Origin of the sequence: Pseudoalteromonas sp. McH1-7 (genome assembly GCF_013366255.1) — a bacterium.
GTDB classification, from domain to species: domain Bacteria; phylum Pseudomonadota; class Gammaproteobacteria; order Enterobacterales; family Alteromonadaceae; genus Pseudoalteromonas; species Pseudoalteromonas peptidolytica.
The window spans coordinates 25,287-42,426 of record NZ_JABWPQ010000028.1; the positions used below are offsets into that span (position 1 = coordinate 25,287).

Consider the following 17,140-nt stretch of genomic DNA (forward strand, 5'->3'; position numbering starts at 1 on the left):
TACTTCTATTTTACAAATTCAGATATTGTAAATTATCTAGCGATCAATTAAGTTTTACATAAAATGGGAACAATTGGAGCACACCAAGGTGGAGTTGGATATTAGCTCGGATATAAAGCTTCAGAGTTTATCTGTTGAGCATGCAAAAATGCTCTTTTGCTGTGTGCAAGACAGTCGCACGAGCTTAGAGGCTGTACTGCCATGGGTAAACGATATTCAAGTAGAATCTGATGCTAGACGGTATATTGAAACGAGAATAAATAATTCGGTGGGTGGACTGTGGTCGGCAATTGAGTTCAAGCAACAGTTTTGTGGCGTCTTTGGCATAAAATATGTTGACCCTAAAGCGCAAAATGCAGAGGTCGGATATTGGCTTGGAGCGCACGCGCGCGGTCATGGCATTATTGGTCAAGTGTTGACACAGGTGATAGCCAAGCTACGTGCAGTATCAGATATTAAGTCGATAGAGTTTCAGTGTTTAGCCTCTAATACCGCCAGCCAACGGATCATTACAAAAGCGGGAGGCCAGCTTATTGGGTCTGTCACGGATCAGACAAAAACGAGTGGTGACGAGGCGCTATACGTGTATCGCCTATGGCTTTAACCTTGTTTACAACATGGCACCTTCAGTGGTAAGTGTTTGAGCCATTATTGCTCAAACACAGTGATGGTTTGCTAGCTTGCGGTTAATGCTTTGCCTCGTACCCTTGCAGTTAGCAATGCAGGAAGAAGAGGCATCATGATCATGCCGAACATTAACATATATTGAAATAGCGAGAACGCTTCACCCAGCAGTATCATACCCGTTAAAATGCCAGCGAGCGGGTTGGCAATACCACCAAAAGCAAACTCTACTACCGACATTCGTTGCAAAGCCCATACATACAAGCTGTAGCCAAGTGCCGTATTAAGTACGACTACCCACACAATACCGACGAAATTGACCACAGAAAAGCTATCAAAAGCTGCAATATAGCTAGTTGGAGCGATAATACCTTGAAACGCAGCGGCAAGTGTTAGCATCGTGCCACCAATAATCAATTGCCAAGTTAGCACAGTCCACCAATGCATACGGCCGCCAAGAGATTTAGTAATGGCGCTGCCAATCACAATACAGGTTATTGCTGCAAGCATTGCCCCTAAGCCAAGCGGGTTTAAGCTAAGAGAGCTTGGATCAAAAAGCAACCAAGCCAGAAAGATGAGTGCAGCCCCGCATAACCCTTGTGCTAACCCCGGCCGCTGCTTGTGAACAAGCCAATGATAAAACATAGCGAACACGGGGACAGATACCATGCCAACACTAGATATGGCTGATGGGAGTGTTAGCGCCATTATAAAGATCATGCCAAAGAAAATGGCGATATTAATTGCACCGAGACCGAACAGTATCGGCCAGTCTTCTTTTTTTGGTGTACTGGGCTTTATAGCCAACAAAATCAGTCCAGCGGGAAGTGCCCTAATAGCACCCAGTAAGAGAGGAGGCCAGTCTGCAAGTGTGTATTGTGTTACCGCATACGTAGTTCCCCATAAAAATGCAGGGATCATTGCGAGAAGTATATTCACGTTAATTATCTTTATATTGAGATACTTCTCGCTAAGGTATTACTAAAAACACTTTTTGTAAAGTATCTTTATGTTAAGATATTTATTTACAAAGTTTGTTGTTGAGGCAATTATTGATGGACGCAATTGACAGAGTACAAGAGCAGTGGGCTCGTGAAAAACCACACTTAGAGACAACACCAATGGCGATAATGGGTCGCTTGGTGCGCATCGCTAAACATATGGAAGCCGAAGTAGAAAAACTACACAAGCGATACGGTTTAAACCTAGGTGAATTTGATGTACTAGCTACCCTACGTCGTAGTGGCGAGCCTTTTCGCTTAACTCCATCAGAGTTATTTAAAACCATGCTACTGACCTCTGGCGCTATGACTAATCGCTTAGATAAGCTGGCGGCAAAAGGACTGATTAAACGAGAACATTGTAAGGAAGATCGCCGCAGTGTGACTGTTGAGTTGACAGCTGAAGGACTAAGCTTGATTGAAAAGCTGATTGAGCCGCATATCGCGCTACAAGCTCAATTAGTGCAGGAGTTGGAGCCCGAACAGCGAGTATTATTGAATGAATTACTAAAAGGGTGGTTAAAGCAGTTCGAGTGAATGCTAAAAATAAAGAGCAAATTTATTTACTGTGACTTATTGGCTGAAATTTAAAACGTGTAAATACCTGTTTATTTATACAGTTTTGTTGTATAAGCTTACCAATGAGAATAACAAAGGTGAAAATAATGACAATAACGTATCAATCTCAAGCTCCCAGTCCACACGAATTTTGTGAAATGCGAATAAAAGCAGGTCTTTCTCCCAAGTCTATAAAAGCAGCAGAAATCGCATTGCCAAATAGTCTCTACATTATTACTGTGCGAGATCACGATAACTTAATTGCCATGGGGCGAGTGGTAGGGGATGGCGCTTGTAACTTCGAGGTTGTAGATGTTGCGGTTGATCCTGCCTATCAAGGTCAAGGGCTTGGTCGTAAAGTCATGGAATATATAGATGACTATTTATCGTCCGTTGTGTTAGAAGGCTCTTACGTATCGATGATCGCTGATGAACCTGAGTTTTATAAAAAACTCGGTTACAAGTTGGTTTCCCCCGCGAGTCAAGGCATGACAAAAAAGTTCAGACCTAACGCTTAATAAAGTATTGAGTGCTCGTACCTATCTGTTTAGTATAAAGTTTTTTGGTGAAATGCTGAAAGTAAGTAATAAAGCCTCAAATGCAGGTTATATTCTAGCTTGCAAATTCTTATCTAGCCTGCGACTCTGCTACATATCATGTACTTAGCCACTAGGAGTGAACATTGACGATAAGGACATATACAGAAGACGACTTTCAGTCGATAGAAGAGATTTACAATCTATCCAAATTAGATGAGCTGGCACAGGAAGCTGCTGAGTTTACTTTACTACCGTTGTCAGAAGATATACCACGGAATGAGCAGCTATTCGAATCTCAAATATTTGTTTATGAACTGGGGTCGATAGCAGCATTTTGCGCTATCTGTCATACAGAAATCAGGGCACTATTTGTACATCCGGATCATCGAGGAAAAGGAATTGGCAAAGACTTACTGAAGTACTTACTTTCTCTTACTTCGCAAGAAGCAAGCCTATACGTTGTCGCTTCAAACTGTGTTGCTAAAGAAGTGTATAAAAGTGTTGGCTTTGTGGTTACTGAAACATTTGAAACCACTTATAACTCTGTTGCCGTAACCGTAGATAAAATGGTAAGAAATAAAGGCTAGTGGGGCACACTACACAGTTGCTAGTTACCATGCCAATTGGCCTTAATACTTGCACTATTTGAAGGCGTAAATCTGATCCTAACTGCGTTCGAAACTTCTTATTTAGAACAACCAAATAGCATTATTTTTGCCCTACCTACATAGATAATGAGACGAACACCTCAAGTGCAAACGGCGTCGCATGCGCCATTATTGAGTATATGCAGGTATCTTGGTGCTAGCATGAAGCAATAGCGCTGTTATCGACAAGATTTGCTCGCCTCTACATAGCAAGCTTATTTAAGATAACTGGCATAATTTATAAGTAAAACAGGGTATAAAACCTAAACAAAAAAGCCACCTTGTTAGGGTGGCGTAACCTAAATCTGCATCCGATTATTTATGCTTTACTGCCCACAGGTGCAGTAGTTCGTGCGCAATGGTGGCGGCGGCGATTGCGGTGAGCTCGCTTTGGTCGTAGGAAGGGGAGACTTCTACTACGTCCATGCCTATCATGTTCAGTCCTTGCAGTGCGCGTAAAATCTTCAGGACTTTGTCGCTGGTTAGACCGCCGCATACTGGTGTGCCTGTGCCGGGTGCGAATGCTGGGTCTAGGCAGTCGATATCAAAGCTTAAATACACCGGCAAGTCGCCGACGCGTGCTTTGATCTGCGCAGCTATTTCTTCAGCGCTTAAGTCATTTGCTGCCATAGCATCAATCACGCCAAACTCGTGGCCTTGCTCTGTGTACTCGGTTCTAATGCCAATTTGCATTGAATGCTCTGGGCTTATTAAGCCCTCAATTGGAGCATGATAGAACATAGTACCGTGGTCATAGCGTGAACCTTGGCTGTACGTGTCTGTGTGCGCATCAAAATGTACGAGTGCCATTTTGCCGTGAATTTGCTGATGAGCACGCAGCAAAGGCAGGGTCACAAAGTGATCGCCACCTAGGCTTAATAGCGTTTTGCCTTGCTGCAAAATTTGCAGAGCAGCTAGCTCGAGTTGCGCAGTGAAATATTCAGGATCGCCAACTGGATATGTGAAATCGCCAGCGTCTTGTAGTTTTATTTTGTCCCACAATGCAAATGACCAAGGATATTTTTTACTTTCCCAAGCCAAATGCACGGATGCGCGACGGATCGCATCTGGACCCAAGCGTGCGCCTGGGCGTCCAGAGGTTGCCAAATCAAATGGCAAGCCAAGTACCACAACGTCTGCATCAATATCTGTGATATTGCGTACCATTGGCTGACGTAAAAACGTCATGCTGTTGGAGTACAGAGAATGATCGGTGTGATCGAATAAATGGCTCATGGGTTAAAAATCTTCCAAATAAGTATAGCCGTCAAGGCCGGTTTTAAGCTCTGCTAGGCAGGTTGCTTGCTCTTCAAGCGGTAGTTTGCTTTCAACAAGGTTGGCAAAGTTACGCTTAAATTGTTCAACATCAAGGTGTACATAACGCATCATATCGGCAACCGTGTCGCCTGCATCGATATTACCCAGCGATAATTCGCCCTGATCGTCTAATGTGGCTACAACAGTGTGAGTGTCGCCAAATAGGTTGTGCATGTCACCTAAAATCTCTTGGTATGCACCCACCAAGAAAAACCCCAATAAATAGGGTTTATCTTTGCAAAACTCAGGTACAGGCAATGTTGCTTCAATACCTTGGCCATCCACATAATGCTCCACCGTACCGTCAGAATCACAGGTAATATCTAGTAATATCGCGCGGCGTTTTGGTGCCTCTGTTAATCCACTAAGTGGCAGTACAGGGAATACCTGTTCAATCCCCCAAGCGTCTGGCAAAGATTGAAATAGCGAGAAATTCACAAAGAATTTATCCGCAAGCTTAGCGCTGAGTTCGTCAATAATTGGGCGATGGAAACGGTTTTTGTTGTCCATACGCTTGTTTAGCTCATAACATACACGCAGATTTACTTGCTCCGCCCAAGCTCTTTGCTCAAGACTTAATAGGCCCATCGCAAATTGGCTGTGTACTTCTGCCAAGTCGCCTTGCGTATCATGAAAAATTTCAATCAACGCACGGTCATCACTCTGCTCGTTGAGTGCCTGCCAAGACGTCCACATATTGTGTAGCAGTCTTGGAGCTTCACTCATTGGTGCAGTTATCTCTTCTACTTGGTAGCTTTCGGTGCCAATCACATCGGTGATTAATACCGCATGATGGGCAGTTAACGCACGACCCGACTCAGAGATAATTTTTGGCATTGGCTGATTGTATTGCTTACAGGTATCGCCTATGGTGTAAACGATGTTGTTTGCATATTCAGCTAAGCTGTAGTTCATCGAGTTGGGGGACTGGCTGCGAGTTCCATCGTAATCCACTGCAAGCCCGCCACCTACGTCTAAATTCAACAGGTTTGCACCTAAACGGCGTAACTCGCAGTAGAATCTAGCGGCTTCACCCACACCAACGCGCACGTCACGAATGTTGGCCATTTGCGAGCCTAAGTGAAAGTGCACCAGTTGCAGCGCGTCTAGCATGTCAGCTTGCTTTAATTGGTTAACAACCGTAAGAACTTGCGATGCAGACAGACCAAATTTGGACTTTTCGCCGCCGCTTGCTTGCCATTTACCTTTACCTTGCGATGCCAAACGTACGCGTAACCCTAAACGTGGTTTAACGTTTAGCGCTTTGGCTTCTGCCATCACGATATCGAGATCAGAACGCTTTTCTAAAACGATATAAACTTGGTGACCTAATTTTTCACCGATAAGCGCAAGACGGACATATTCTCTGTCTTTGTAGCCGTTACACACGATCACTGCGCTGGTTTTTTCACTAAGCGCCAATACAGTAAGTAATTCAGCTTTACTGCCAGCCTCTAAGCCAAGCTGTTTTTTATCGCTGGCTGCTTGGCTTGCAATAAGCCCCTCAATGACTTCTTTTTGTTGGTTTACTTTAATTGGGTAAACTAATAAATAGTCTTCTGGGTAGCTGTAATCAGTAATCGCCTGATTAAACGCACCAACAATATTATGTACACGCTGTTCTAGAATTTGTGGAAAACGCACTAGCGCAGGTAGGGTATAACCCTCAGATTTAATTTGTTGTGCAATGTTTGTCAGAGTTACGGCGTGCTGTGGCTGATGTTGGTTCGGCATCGCTGTAACCTCTCCCTGATCATTAATACCAAAGAAGCCTTGGCTCCAGTGGCGCACGTTGTAGCATTCACGTGCTTGCTCAGAAGAGATAAATTTGGTCATTCAAGTTCCTTAACATAAGTTAGAGTTCAGCCTGCAGTGCGCTATCATTGGCGGCTACTCACTGAGTGAAAGGTCTAATTAACCTGAACTCGCATAAAAACCTGTTCTCTAGCAGCTGCTATCCCTTACTACTGCGTTAAATTTGTTTGCAATAGACTGGCTATTGACGCACAAATTTGCCTTGTATTAAGAAATAACATCTGGCTAGCGTGTTATTACGCTTTTGAACATGGATATTTTTGGTTGATTAACCAACTTTTTATACCGTGTTCAGGTTAATTAATTTTCGCGCATTAGACACAAATAGAGAGTCCCAGTCTAATGAGTTATTTTGCTCGTCAAGAGTGACAAATCTTACCCTCAGTTTAGTCGCGGGTGCCTCTAAGCTAGCTGCAAGTTTTAATGTTCCAAGCGTATTGATTGGGTTAACAATAGTGTCATTTGGTACCAGTGCTCCTGAGCTTACTGTTAGCATTCAGTCAGCTGTTACGGGGCAAGGCAGTCTCGCTTTTGCTAATGTGTTAGGCAGCAATACCTTTAATATTCTTTTTATACTCGGAGTATCTGCCCTGATTGCACCACTGGTGGTTTCACAAGAGTTAGTGAAAAGAGACATTCCAATGCTAGTGATCGCCAGTTTTATTGTCACTGCATTAGTCTGGGATGGCAGGCTCAGTCAGTTAGACGCAGCATTATTGTGCTCGCTTTTGTTATTTTATGTCGCTTATTTGTCTATCCAAGGCCGCATGCTTAGTAATAAGAATAATGAACCGACGCCATCACAACAACCAAACCGTTGGCGTGAGCGCGCAGTTAGCATACTGCTATTTATCGTAGGGCTTAGCTTGTTGATATTTGGCGGACAATTGATGGTTGAGAACGCGGTGCAACTTGCCCGTGCTTTAGCAGTGGATGAAGTTATGATTGGCTTAACCATTATTGCTATTGGCACGTCGCTACCAGAAGTGGTTACCTCTGTCATGGCGAGTATAAAAGGGCATGCTGATATTGCGGTAGGCAATGTTATTGGTAGTAATTTATTCAATTCATTGGGTGTACTTGGCGTGACCGGACTTATCAGCGCAACCCCTTTAGAAGTGACAAGCCGTATGCTAAATGTTGATATTTCAGTCATGATCGTTGCAACGATACTTTGTACGCCATTACTCATTTCTGGGTTAATACTCAGTCGCAAAGAGGGAGGCATCTTATTTATAGGCTACGTCGCATACTTTGTTTACACTTTGATATAATAAAGTTTCAGAAGTTTCTGAAACTTTATTGAATTCATTAAGGGAATTGCTTAGTATGTTTTTGGAGCAAACAATAAATGAGAAAGGACAATGAAAATAATAACATCAGCAGTACTGGGGCTCGTCGCTTGTAGTTCAGTGGCCAGCGCTAACCAATCAGCTCATGAGCACAATTATCAATATGTGGAAATAAACGGCAACAAACTTGCCTATGCTTGCAAAGGAGAGGGCGAAACAACGGCACTTTTACTTGCTGGAATGGGCCTTGATGCTCATGAAACCTACAAAAACACCATTCATAACATAAATCCAAAAGGCTATCGCTTATGTTTTTATGATAGAGCGGGCACCGGAAAAAGCACTTTTGCAAAGCCTCGAGTACGGACTATGTTGGAGCTTACACAAGAGCTTGAGGCATTTACTCAAGCCACTAAAATGGATAATTTGGTACTTGTGCCTCACTCATTTGGTGGTTTTGTTGCAAGAGCCTATGCCAACCGAAACCCTGAAAAAGTGAAAGGGATGGTACTTATTGATATCGCTCATGAGTCTTGGTATCACAATATGAAAAGTAAGATGTCCAAAGAAGCATGGAAGATCATGGATTGGATCGTCAACTGGGAGCGAGATACTCATTCATTAGAAGATTTGGAAGAAGCTTCTGCCCATACAGAGATGTATAAAATCAACCGGAAAATGCCAGTTACGATACTGTCGCGTGGGATCCCTCATGTGACTATCCGCTCTACCGGTATGAGTTATGCTGATGTTGATGTTTACACGCAAACGTCAAAAGATTCCCAGATAAAACTGCAAGAAATTGGTGACAATGTCACCGCTGTTACCATGAAATATGCTTCTCACCTATTTGATGAGACAGATCCATTTATTGCCATTAAATATATTGAAGAAATGGTAAATAAAGTAAAATAATACTTCTTACTCATTGGGGGAGTGGTTATACTGCTACCCCTTGGGTTTGCTTAAAGGGGTATTGTATTCTAGCACCTAGTTTTGTCTATATAAGTTGAGAGATTGAGTGCTGATAAACCCTTTTAGGAGAACAAGAATTAAACCGTAAAGATTAACAAATCCCAACTCTACATAATTAAAATGATATTTCCTCAGCATAACACTAGTTCAAAAATTACTCTTTACCTGTTAGCGATAGCCGGGCTAAGCGGATCATTGTTCGCAGTCTTGGGGGTTTTTATTCATCCTACTCCCATCTTAGTATTTGATTTTGCAACTAGTATTATATGTATAATGGTGTCGTTTAAGCTTTATCAACAGCAATATAAGGCATTGATGTGGGCGCTGATACTGGGGGGGCTAATGACAATAGGCATTAAAGTTGAAGATACCTTAATTCAGTTTACATCAGGGTTATTATTAACTGTTCAATTAAACCTAGAGCACATTTCAGTTAATATCAATTTACTCGGTTTTATAATCATAGCAACAGCACTCACCGCAAAAGTTAAACTCGACAGTGTAGAGGAAAGGTAAATGGAATTAATTCATTATCTACATACCTATTTCATTACAAAGGAACACTTACTTCGCGAATCGCGGCTATCACAAACTGAGTTAAATGAATTAATTGAAAAGCGGTTGATGCCAAAAGCCGCTTATAGATTAGCCTTAAACTTGAAATGCGATTCTTTCTTTGGTGCGCATTGTGATAATAGTAACCTCGAGTTTTATCCACAAGGCGCTTTGGTATGGCTTGGGGTGGTCTCACAATTAAGAGATGAAGCACAGGCATTTGATGTCTTTAGTCACCGTTATAAGAGGCAAATTAATAGGCTAAAAACACAGGGGTTTACAACGAAAAATACGAAGCTTAACGGGAATATTGATAGCCATCTTAGTAGCGAATGGCAGTATTTTCTCGATGGTATTTATGGACTTTGTACTAAAACGGGGCTGCCCGAAGATATTGCCAACAAAGAAGCTGCCATTATCATCATTAATGAATATCTCGCTTTAGAGCATGACCTCAGCAAAACAGAATTAGTGAAGCTGCATCAAGCTGTTAACCTGTTGGATGACGCAAGTACGCAATTTGCCCCCCATGAGCGTGAACAGAGCTCTCGAAAACGTTTAATTGAAAATGTGAGAGCAAAATTTCCTGCTCCTTCCGAGTTATAATAACTTCTTGAGCAATAAAGTTACATTTGTAACTTTGTATTATCATTTAAAAGCATACTCTATATTCTTGGTTTTTACATAATGCAAATCAAGGATAATGATGAAAAATATACTATCAATGCTATTGTTGAGTGTTTCACTTAGTATTCCACTTTTGGTATCGGCTGAAAGTCACACTCTCAGCACACCTGCTGCTTTCACACAAAACAGCTTCCCCTCACTTCCCACTATAGACAGACGATGGCAAGACAAGTCAGATTCATGCCGTTATGTCGCAGGTCATTCGTACGGATTACCTCATAACGACAATATGGAGGGAGTCAATGTACCAATGGTAATACATGAAAATGAGTGCTATGTTCGCGGATTAACAACACAGAGTACTTTCCCTGACGAGTTAAGAGCACAACTGGGTGCTGAAGTTGATCAGCATTTCCAGGTTGTAGAACATAACTTTAGCGAAATATCCACTGATGCAATAAACGAGATTGCGGCAGAATCAGACACGCGTGTGCGCAATATTAAATCGAAAGTTCAAAGTCCGATGCGTTTATTCATTGATGGAATTGTTAACGCCCATGGGGATGTCCCTGTGTTTATAACCGGCTTTGATATCGAAACTGTGGGACATTTACGAAAATATCAACTCGGTTTGCCTATAAATGTTTATGTAAAACTAAGCTATAAAAATATCAGTGTGAAAGGAACATATAATGTGTTTGACCAACGCTTCACAGGGATACCTAACTTCGTACAGTATAAGCCAAGTGTAGACGTTGATGTACAACTACCTTGGTTATTTAGGTTGATAGATGAACTAACGCCCGGAATATTTGACAGTATGTATGAGAGGTTTGCCCTTGTGGTCACCTATATTTTTGAACTTATTGGTATCGAAATGGGCCGAGATATACCTACAATAATCGCCCACAATAGTCAGCTATTACGACAGTCTTTTACACCAATCACTGCTTTAAGAGACTATGGTGTTGGTGACCATGTATATTTAGATATGGAAGCTTCTAGAAACTGGGTTTATATAAAAGATAAAAATACTACTTATGTTGTTTCTGAGGCTTTTCTTGTGATGCAGTAACGGGGAGGTGGGCGATGACAAACTTGAGCCTCGGATAATGAAGTTTTTCTAATGAACAATTGTAGTGCTAGCTGTGTTTAATTCACTGCCTAGCACGTCAACTGAAAGAAAAATGGTGAGTATTAAGTTAGCGCTCTTTTGAATGCTAACTATTATCTGAAATCAGACATTATCACCATGTATAAATCTTATAATTGAAAAAATATATAATTAAACATCACCGCAGGTTAGCTAGGAGAACTCGGCAATGATTAATACTTTTTTATGTTTGGCGCTATAAAAAACAATACCCTCTCCGCCACCGTCGACATATATTGAAAAGCTGAAGGTGCCAAGATAGCTAAAGTCAACACCACTTTGTTCGTCGAAAAAGCCAATTTCGCGGGTAGCATAGTGGTCGTAATTATCGCCACTCTCTTCATCTATGGCGTCAAAATAGCGAGTCTCATCATCACTCTCTTCATCCCACAAGTAGGCATCCCAGTTGCAACCTAGCTCAGGTTGTCCACCAAATTCAAATAACGGTTCACCATCTTCAGCTTCATTCAGTGACATATTCAGAAAAGCGTGTTTTTTATAGAAACTAGCGGCTTTTTGATAATATTCACCATAGCTTTCAAAGTCATCACTGAGACTCTCCAAGTAGCTAGCGTCTACTTGCCAACCATGGTCAGTTAATGAATAAACTATATAGGGAACGTCACCATCAAATATTGCCATCGAAATTGGCATTGCAATCAGTATGTTATCTTTATCATCTTGGGCAAGCTTCGTAGTTGAAAGCAACCCAAGTGGCAATAGTTGTTTTTCGTTAAAGGTAACCTGTTCATTACTGGGAAATGGCGTGTAAAAATTGCTTTCTTTTGTAATACGGGTAGGTGAGTAAGTGACTGCTGAGTCTTTGATATGTAGTGCCATAAAGCAATTCCTTTTTATGGTTTGATTAAACTAAGCGTAGATTTAGTGCAGAAGATAAGTGTTTTTTGTATTTAAATCAATAAATTAGGGTTTTACTTAGAGTTTGACGTTATATTTGACAAGTCATTGATGTTTAGTTCAAAGTTATCTAAAGATTTGTCAGTATTAGAACAACATTGACGTGATAGGAGAAATATCATGGGGGCGGGGACTTTTAAGATTAAAAATATGAGTTTGGCAGAGCTCGAGACGGCAGTGCAGTGGGCGCAGCAAGAGGGCTGGAACCCTGGAGTAAACGACGCGTATTGCTATTTTCACGCAGATCCAAATGGTTTTTTGATGGGGTACTTAGGTGATGAGCCTATTGCGACGATTTCTGTGGTTAAATATGATGGCGGTTTTGGATTTTTAGGCTTTTATATCGTCAAGCCTGAATATCGTGGTCGTGGTTATGGCATAAAAATGTGGCATGCCGCAATGCAATATCTAAAAAGCTGCAATATTGGCCTAGATGGTGTTGTTGCGCAACAAGAAAATTATGAAAAGTCTGGGTTTAAATTAGCTTATCGCAATATACGTTATGAGGGCATAGGAGGAGGGGATAAGCCACACCTTACAAACCTTGTTTCATTAAAAGATACCTCATTTGACGTACTTAAAGCCTATGAAGAAAAGTTTTTCCCTGCGCCCAGAACGGAGTTTTTGCAAGCTTGGATCCATCAGCCAAACAGTTATGCATGTGGTATTTACGAGGAGGGAAAGCTATTTGCGTGCGGCGTTATTCGTCCTTGCCATACTGGCTATAAAATTGCACCGTTGTATGCAGAGTCGCCAGAATTGGCTGAACAAATGTTTTTAGCGCTTAAATCTCAAGTACCACAATCTTCACCTATCTATTTAGATGTACCCGAAGTCAATGCTGCGGCAATTGCGCTGGCTCAAAAATTCCGATTGTCGGCTGTATTTGAAACTGCACGAATGTACACAGGGCAATTTCCAGAGCTGCCACTGGAGAAAGTGTTTGGTGTAACCTCATTCGAAATAGGCTAATAAATTAACAAAAAGGTGAAAGTAAAACAGTATTAGATGACACTTTGATTGCTTGTTTACGTTCGTTTACGAATATTAATTCACTACTTTTCCTTACATAATAATAAGTTATGGCTTGTTTTGTGTTTGTCAACAGTGAATGTAAAATAGTTGAGGGTTGAACAGTTGATAACTGTTTAAGGTTTACATTATATTGATTTCTCCTTTGCATTCATTGCAACGATATTACCATAAGAAAAAATCAGGGGAAAAAATGTCAAATAAAATAAAACTGTCAATGGTTGCGGCGTCCGTATGTGGCGCGTTGGCGATGACAAGTGTACAAGCGAGCGTCAACCTAAATGCAGAAATTCCGAATGGGATCAATGGGTTCGAGCATACACAAAGCAGTCACGCTAAACCAACAAACCCCCTTAAAGCATTGAGCAAACATTACTATATTGTTCGCCTAGAAAGTAACGCGTTAGTCAAGACGCAAGGTGCGGTTGACGCTGAGCGCAATGGCAACGGTCTTATGATGCAGTCTCAGGCCGTGAAATCACAAAGACAAGTGCTTGCAAAAGAGCGTAATGTATTTGCAAATAAGCTCGCTCAATCAATACCAGGCGCAAAAGTAGACCGCCATTTTGATGCGACAATGAATGCTGTTGTGGTGAAGTCAGACAAAGACATTTACGAGCAACTACAGGCGTTACCTGGCGTCACGCGAGTGTTTAAAGAAGAACGCTACCAGGCGCAAATGGACGCCTCACTCTCTCTTATCAATGCCCCTGTAGTGTGGGAGAAGCTTGGTGGAGACCGTAGCGTAGGTAAGGGGATTCGAGTTGCAGTTATCGACTCTGGTATTGTGCCGACTAACCCAATGTTTGATGATGCTGGTATGGAAGCACCAACAGGTGCATTGCCATCAGATGACTACTGTCGAACTGTAGATTCATCATTTTGTAATAACAAGCTGATTGTTGCTCGTTATTCAACACCTACATTTTCACAACCTGATTTTCAAACATTTAGCCCGCTTGATAAAGACGGCCATGGCACGCACGTAGCAGGCACCGCAGTAGGCTCGGCAGTAACAGCAGATTACAACGGTTATAACTTAGAGCTAAGTGGTGTTGCACCTGGCGCGTATTTAATGAGTTACAAAGCCTTGTACGAAGGTGGCGGTTCGAACATCATGTTGATCGAGGCGCTAGAGCATGCGCTTGAAGATGGCGCAGACGTGATCAACAACTCTTGGGGTGGTGGCTATGGCTCTGACCCAACGAACAGTGCGTATGCAGAAGTATTTGAAAATATCCAAGAAGCGGGCGTGGTCGCTGTTGTTTCAGCGGGTAATGGCGGTGCCGGTGCTAATACTATCGGTGGCCCTGCAAACTTAGCGTCAGTATTGTCAGTAGCTAACACCAATCATGGTCGTATCTTCACCACTGGTATGGCATTGGATGGTGGTGAGAATATCTTACATGTAAGCAGTTCAGATACGCCGCATAACACGGCTATCTCGGCAAAGCCTGTCGCAGCTAAAACTGTCTCGCCTGACAACGTTGAAGGCTGTGAACCTTTCCCTGCTGGGTCTTTTACCGACGCTTTCGCGGTGGTTTCTCGCGGTGGATGTAACTTCTCAGTTAAAGTAAAAAATGCAACGGATGCCGGCGCTAAAGCGGTGTTAATATATAATAACCGCGTAGGTACTCCATTTATTATGGACACAGCAGGCGAGGCAACTCCTGCGTTTATGGTCAGTCAAGATGATGGTGAAGCCATTATTACTGCAATCTCAGCTGATGGTTTTGCTGGTCAACTAGCTGTTGATGGCGTCAATCGTACCGCAATCAGTGAAGCTGCGCGCGACTCGATGCGTGAGTCATCTTCAAGAGGGCCAAATGGCGATCCGTCCATCTTTAAGCCAAATGTGGCGGCTCCAGGTACTAACATCTTGTCAGCTCACTTGGATGTAGACGGAATGGCAAGCTTTGCAGAACTTTCTGGCACATCTATGGCGGGCCCTCATATTGCAGGTGCTGCCGCACTATTGAAGCAGCAATACCCGCAGTGGACGCCTCAAGAAATTAAGTCTGCACTGACGAATACCAGTGTAACAGATGGCTTGAAAAAAGAAGATGAAGTAACGCCTGCTGATGGCTTTGATGTGGGTGCAGGACGTGTAGATCTTGATAAGGCATTCGATGCTAAAGTTACTTTCTCTGAAATGGGCTTATCAGAAACGCTGTGTGTTGATAGCTGTGATTACAGTGTTACGATTCGTAATATGACTGACGAAGCCATGAAACTGCACTTTAAAGGTGTCGCGATTGGAGACGGTGTCACAGTGGGTGATATCAACTCATCAGTAGAGCTTGCAGCCTATGGTGAAGAGGGCGACGCAAAAGCCACGTCAATCACACTGAATATTACAGGTGCTGAATTTGAGGCATGGCAGTTCGGTCGACTAGAAGCTTACAATGAAGCTGGTGAGCGCGTTGGTCATGTTCCATTAGCTGCATTTGCAGCGTCGACGTCACTACCTGGTCTGGCAGTTTCTACTTCTGGAGCGTCAAACACAGCTGCATTTGACGTAAATGTTGGTTACATGAACGAAACTATTGAAGGTCAAGTTGCAATCAACTCAGTATTACCTAGCTCTCTTGAACTAGTTGAAGATAGCTTTACCGTCGATGTGCAAAGCGGTACTCAAATTTTAGCTGGTGCAGATATGCCTACTCGTCATATCGCATGGACAGGTAGCCTAGGTAAGGCATCAATCAGCAGCGCAATTCAAAATGGTTTGGCAATCGATCTTAAAGCTCGAGATGAGTATCGTCCAGGGTGTGAAGATACATGTGATGATGCTGATTTCAAATTTAACTTAGGCGCAATCGGCGATGGTTATACATTTAAGTTAGCGGGCAAAGAGTATAACTATATTACTGTAACAACTAACGGTCTTATCGTTGCAGGCGACGGCTCTGCAAGTGGCACAGGCACAAACGAAGCTATCCCATCAGCAAATGGTCAAAATGGCTTAATTGCACCACTTTGGGCTGACTTTGACTTGCAAGGCCCAAGTGAAACCGAAGGCGGAGCAGTGTACGTTGCATTATTATCCTTTACCGATGATGCAGATAATGTAACAACTTACTTTGTTACTGAGTGGGCTGATGCACAGTTATATCAAGATAACTCTGGCGATAAGTTTACATTCCAATCGTGGATCCGTCTAAATGGTGATGAGGAACACTTCTTTAACTACGTTAAAGTGCCAAAAATGCCAAGTAAAGCGACCGTTGGTATTGAAAACTCGAATGGGTTAGTTGGCCTACAAACATACTACAATGGTGAAGGTACAGCGCCAGCGGCAGGACAACTGATTGCATATGATTATGCAAATGGTGGCTCTGTAAACCTTGGTGTAAAGGTTAAACTTGCGGACAATGCACAGATTAAAGCTGGTGTTGCAGATATGGTTGAAATGGACGAAGACACAACATCTGAAGCCATTGATGTCTTAGCTAACGATAATGCTCAGCACATTGATCTTATCCCTGTTACCTTGACTGCTCGAGGCGGTGAAAATCAACGTGCAGTGCAAAGTGTGTCTTTCGCTAACCCTGAAGGCGGCTTTGACCCAGCAACACTTGCAGTTGTTGATGCTCCTGCAAATGGCACCGTCGAAATCAAAGAAGGTAAAGTAGTCTACAAGCCTGAGGCAGACTTCTTTGGCGTTGATAGTTTCACGTACACGGCAAAAGCGGCTGGTGAGAGTACACTTATGCTAGCGCCGACTAAAGTGACAATTAATGTTGCTGATGTGGCTGAGCCAACCCCTCCTGCTGTGGTTGATAAGCCAGTTGAAGCGCCATCGAGTTCTTCAGGCTCTCTTGGTTGGTTATCGCTATTAGCATTACCATTTGCATTACTTCGTCGCAAAAGTTCAGTTTCTTTGCGTAAATAAAATGTCATTATTCAGCAAAAGTGTGTGACTAGAAATAACCACACCTATTTGTAGAGATAAGCCATTATCCAACTTAAACCCCGAGTTCAAAGCTCGGGGTTTTTCATTTGTTTATTCTATCAATGGGTTACATCTACTTTTGCTTATAAAAATAATAAATACAGAATACCAAAACAGAAAGTGCGACTTGTG

15 protein-coding genes are annotated in these 17,140 nt (G+C 42.4%); 11 read left to right on the top strand and 4 right to left on the bottom strand.

Annotated features, from left to right (window positions below):
- The first annotated feature begins 73 nt into the window (after positions 1-73).
- Positions 74-604: a GNAT family N-acetyltransferase gene (locus tag HUZ36_RS17950; protein ID WP_241651576.1), complete on the top strand. Its 531-nt coding sequence runs from the start codon at positions 74-76 to the stop codon at positions 602-604.
- Between the two features lie 71 nt (positions 605-675).
- On the opposite strand, the gene HUZ36_RS17955 is transcribed toward HUZ36_RS17950, so the two are convergent.
- Positions 676-1,563 (bottom strand): DMT family transporter, encoded by an 888-nt coding sequence (locus tag HUZ36_RS17955; protein WP_176033591.1) that lies wholly within the window; start codon positions 1,561-1,563, stop codon positions 676-678.
- Between the two features lie 116 nt (positions 1,564-1,679).
- On the opposite strand from HUZ36_RS17955, the gene HUZ36_RS17960 reads away from it, so the two are divergent.
- The 3 genes from HUZ36_RS17960 to HUZ36_RS17970 all read left to right on the top strand — a co-directional run bounded on the left by HUZ36_RS17960 (position 1,680) and on the right by HUZ36_RS17970 (position 3,309).
- Positions 1,680-2,162: a MarR family winged helix-turn-helix transcriptional regulator gene (locus HUZ36_RS17960; protein WP_125254105.1), complete on the top strand. Its 483-nt coding sequence runs from the start codon at positions 1,680-1,682 to the stop codon at positions 2,160-2,162.
- A 128-nt stretch (positions 2,163-2,290) separates the two neighbouring features.
- Positions 2,291-2,701: a GNAT family N-acetyltransferase gene (locus HUZ36_RS17965; RefSeq protein ID WP_125254106.1), complete on the top strand. Its 411-nt coding sequence runs from the start codon at positions 2,291-2,293 to the stop codon at positions 2,699-2,701.
- A gap of 164 nt (positions 2,702-2,865) precedes the next feature.
- The gene (locus HUZ36_RS17970; protein ID WP_125254107.1) at positions 2,866-3,309 is read left to right on the top strand and encodes a GNAT family N-acetyltransferase; all 444 of its coding nucleotides are present in this window, start codon (positions 2,866-2,868) and stop codon (positions 3,307-3,309) included.
- A gap of 375 nt (positions 3,310-3,684) precedes the next feature.
- Here the strand turns inward: HUZ36_RS17970 and speB are convergent, their stop codons facing one another.
- The gene (gene speB, locus HUZ36_RS17975) at positions 3,685-4,605 is read right to left on the bottom strand and encodes an agmatinase (RefSeq protein WP_176033592.1); all 921 of its coding nucleotides are present in this window, start codon (positions 4,603-4,605) and stop codon (positions 3,685-3,687) included.
- A 3-nt stretch (positions 4,606-4,608) separates the two neighbouring features.
- Positions 4,609-6,522 (bottom strand): biosynthetic arginine decarboxylase, encoded by a 1,914-nt coding sequence (speA, locus tag HUZ36_RS17980; RefSeq protein ID WP_176033593.1) that lies wholly within the window; start codon positions 6,520-6,522, stop codon positions 4,609-4,611.
- 344 nt (positions 6,523-6,866) lie between these two features.
- On the opposite strand from speA, the gene HUZ36_RS17985 reads away from it, so the two are divergent.
- From HUZ36_RS17985 to HUZ36_RS18005, 5 genes are all read left to right on the top strand, one after another.
- A complete protein-coding gene (locus tag HUZ36_RS17985) occupies positions 6,867-7,775 on the top strand; it encodes a calcium/sodium antiporter (protein ID WP_368659805.1) in 909 nt (302 codons plus the stop codon).
- Positions 7,776-7,865: 90 nt separating this feature from the next.
- Positions 7,866-8,708: an alpha/beta fold hydrolase gene (locus HUZ36_RS17990; protein ID WP_147390336.1), complete on the top strand. Its 843-nt coding sequence runs from the start codon at positions 7,866-7,868 to the stop codon at positions 8,706-8,708.
- 402 nt (positions 8,709-9,110) lie between these two features.
- The gene (locus HUZ36_RS21795; RefSeq protein ID WP_241651574.1) at positions 9,111-9,284 is read left to right on the top strand and encodes a hypothetical protein; all 174 of its coding nucleotides are present in this window, start codon (positions 9,111-9,113) and stop codon (positions 9,282-9,284) included.
- Complete coding sequence (locus tag HUZ36_RS18000; protein ID WP_176033594.1) at positions 9,285-9,929, top strand: DUF6058 family natural product biosynthesis protein; 645 nt, start codon at positions 9,285-9,287, stop codon at positions 9,927-9,929.
- 100 nt (positions 9,930-10,029) lie between these two features.
- The gene (locus HUZ36_RS18005; RefSeq protein WP_128730312.1) at positions 10,030-11,025 is read left to right on the top strand and encodes a hypothetical protein; all 996 of its coding nucleotides are present in this window, start codon (positions 10,030-10,032) and stop codon (positions 11,023-11,025) included.
- Positions 11,026-11,256: 231 nt separating this feature from the next.
- Here HUZ36_RS18005 and HUZ36_RS18010 read toward each other — a convergent pair whose 3' ends face one another.
- On the bottom strand, positions 11,257-11,943 hold the full coding sequence (locus HUZ36_RS18010; protein WP_176033595.1) for a hypothetical protein: 687 nt from the start codon (positions 11,941-11,943) through the stop codon (positions 11,257-11,259).
- 198 nt (positions 11,944-12,141) lie between these two features.
- On the opposite strand from HUZ36_RS18010, the gene HUZ36_RS18015 reads away from it, so the two are divergent.
- On the top strand, positions 12,142-12,993 hold the full coding sequence (locus HUZ36_RS18015; protein WP_176033596.1) for a GNAT family N-acetyltransferase: 852 nt from the start codon (positions 12,142-12,144) through the stop codon (positions 12,991-12,993).
- A 253-nt stretch (positions 12,994-13,246) separates the two neighbouring features.
- Positions 13,247-16,948, top strand: a complete 3,702-nt coding sequence (locus HUZ36_RS18020) for a S8 family serine peptidase (RefSeq protein ID WP_176033597.1) — start codon at positions 13,247-13,249, stop codon at positions 16,946-16,948.
- The last annotated feature ends 192 nt before the right edge of the window (positions 16,949-17,140 follow it).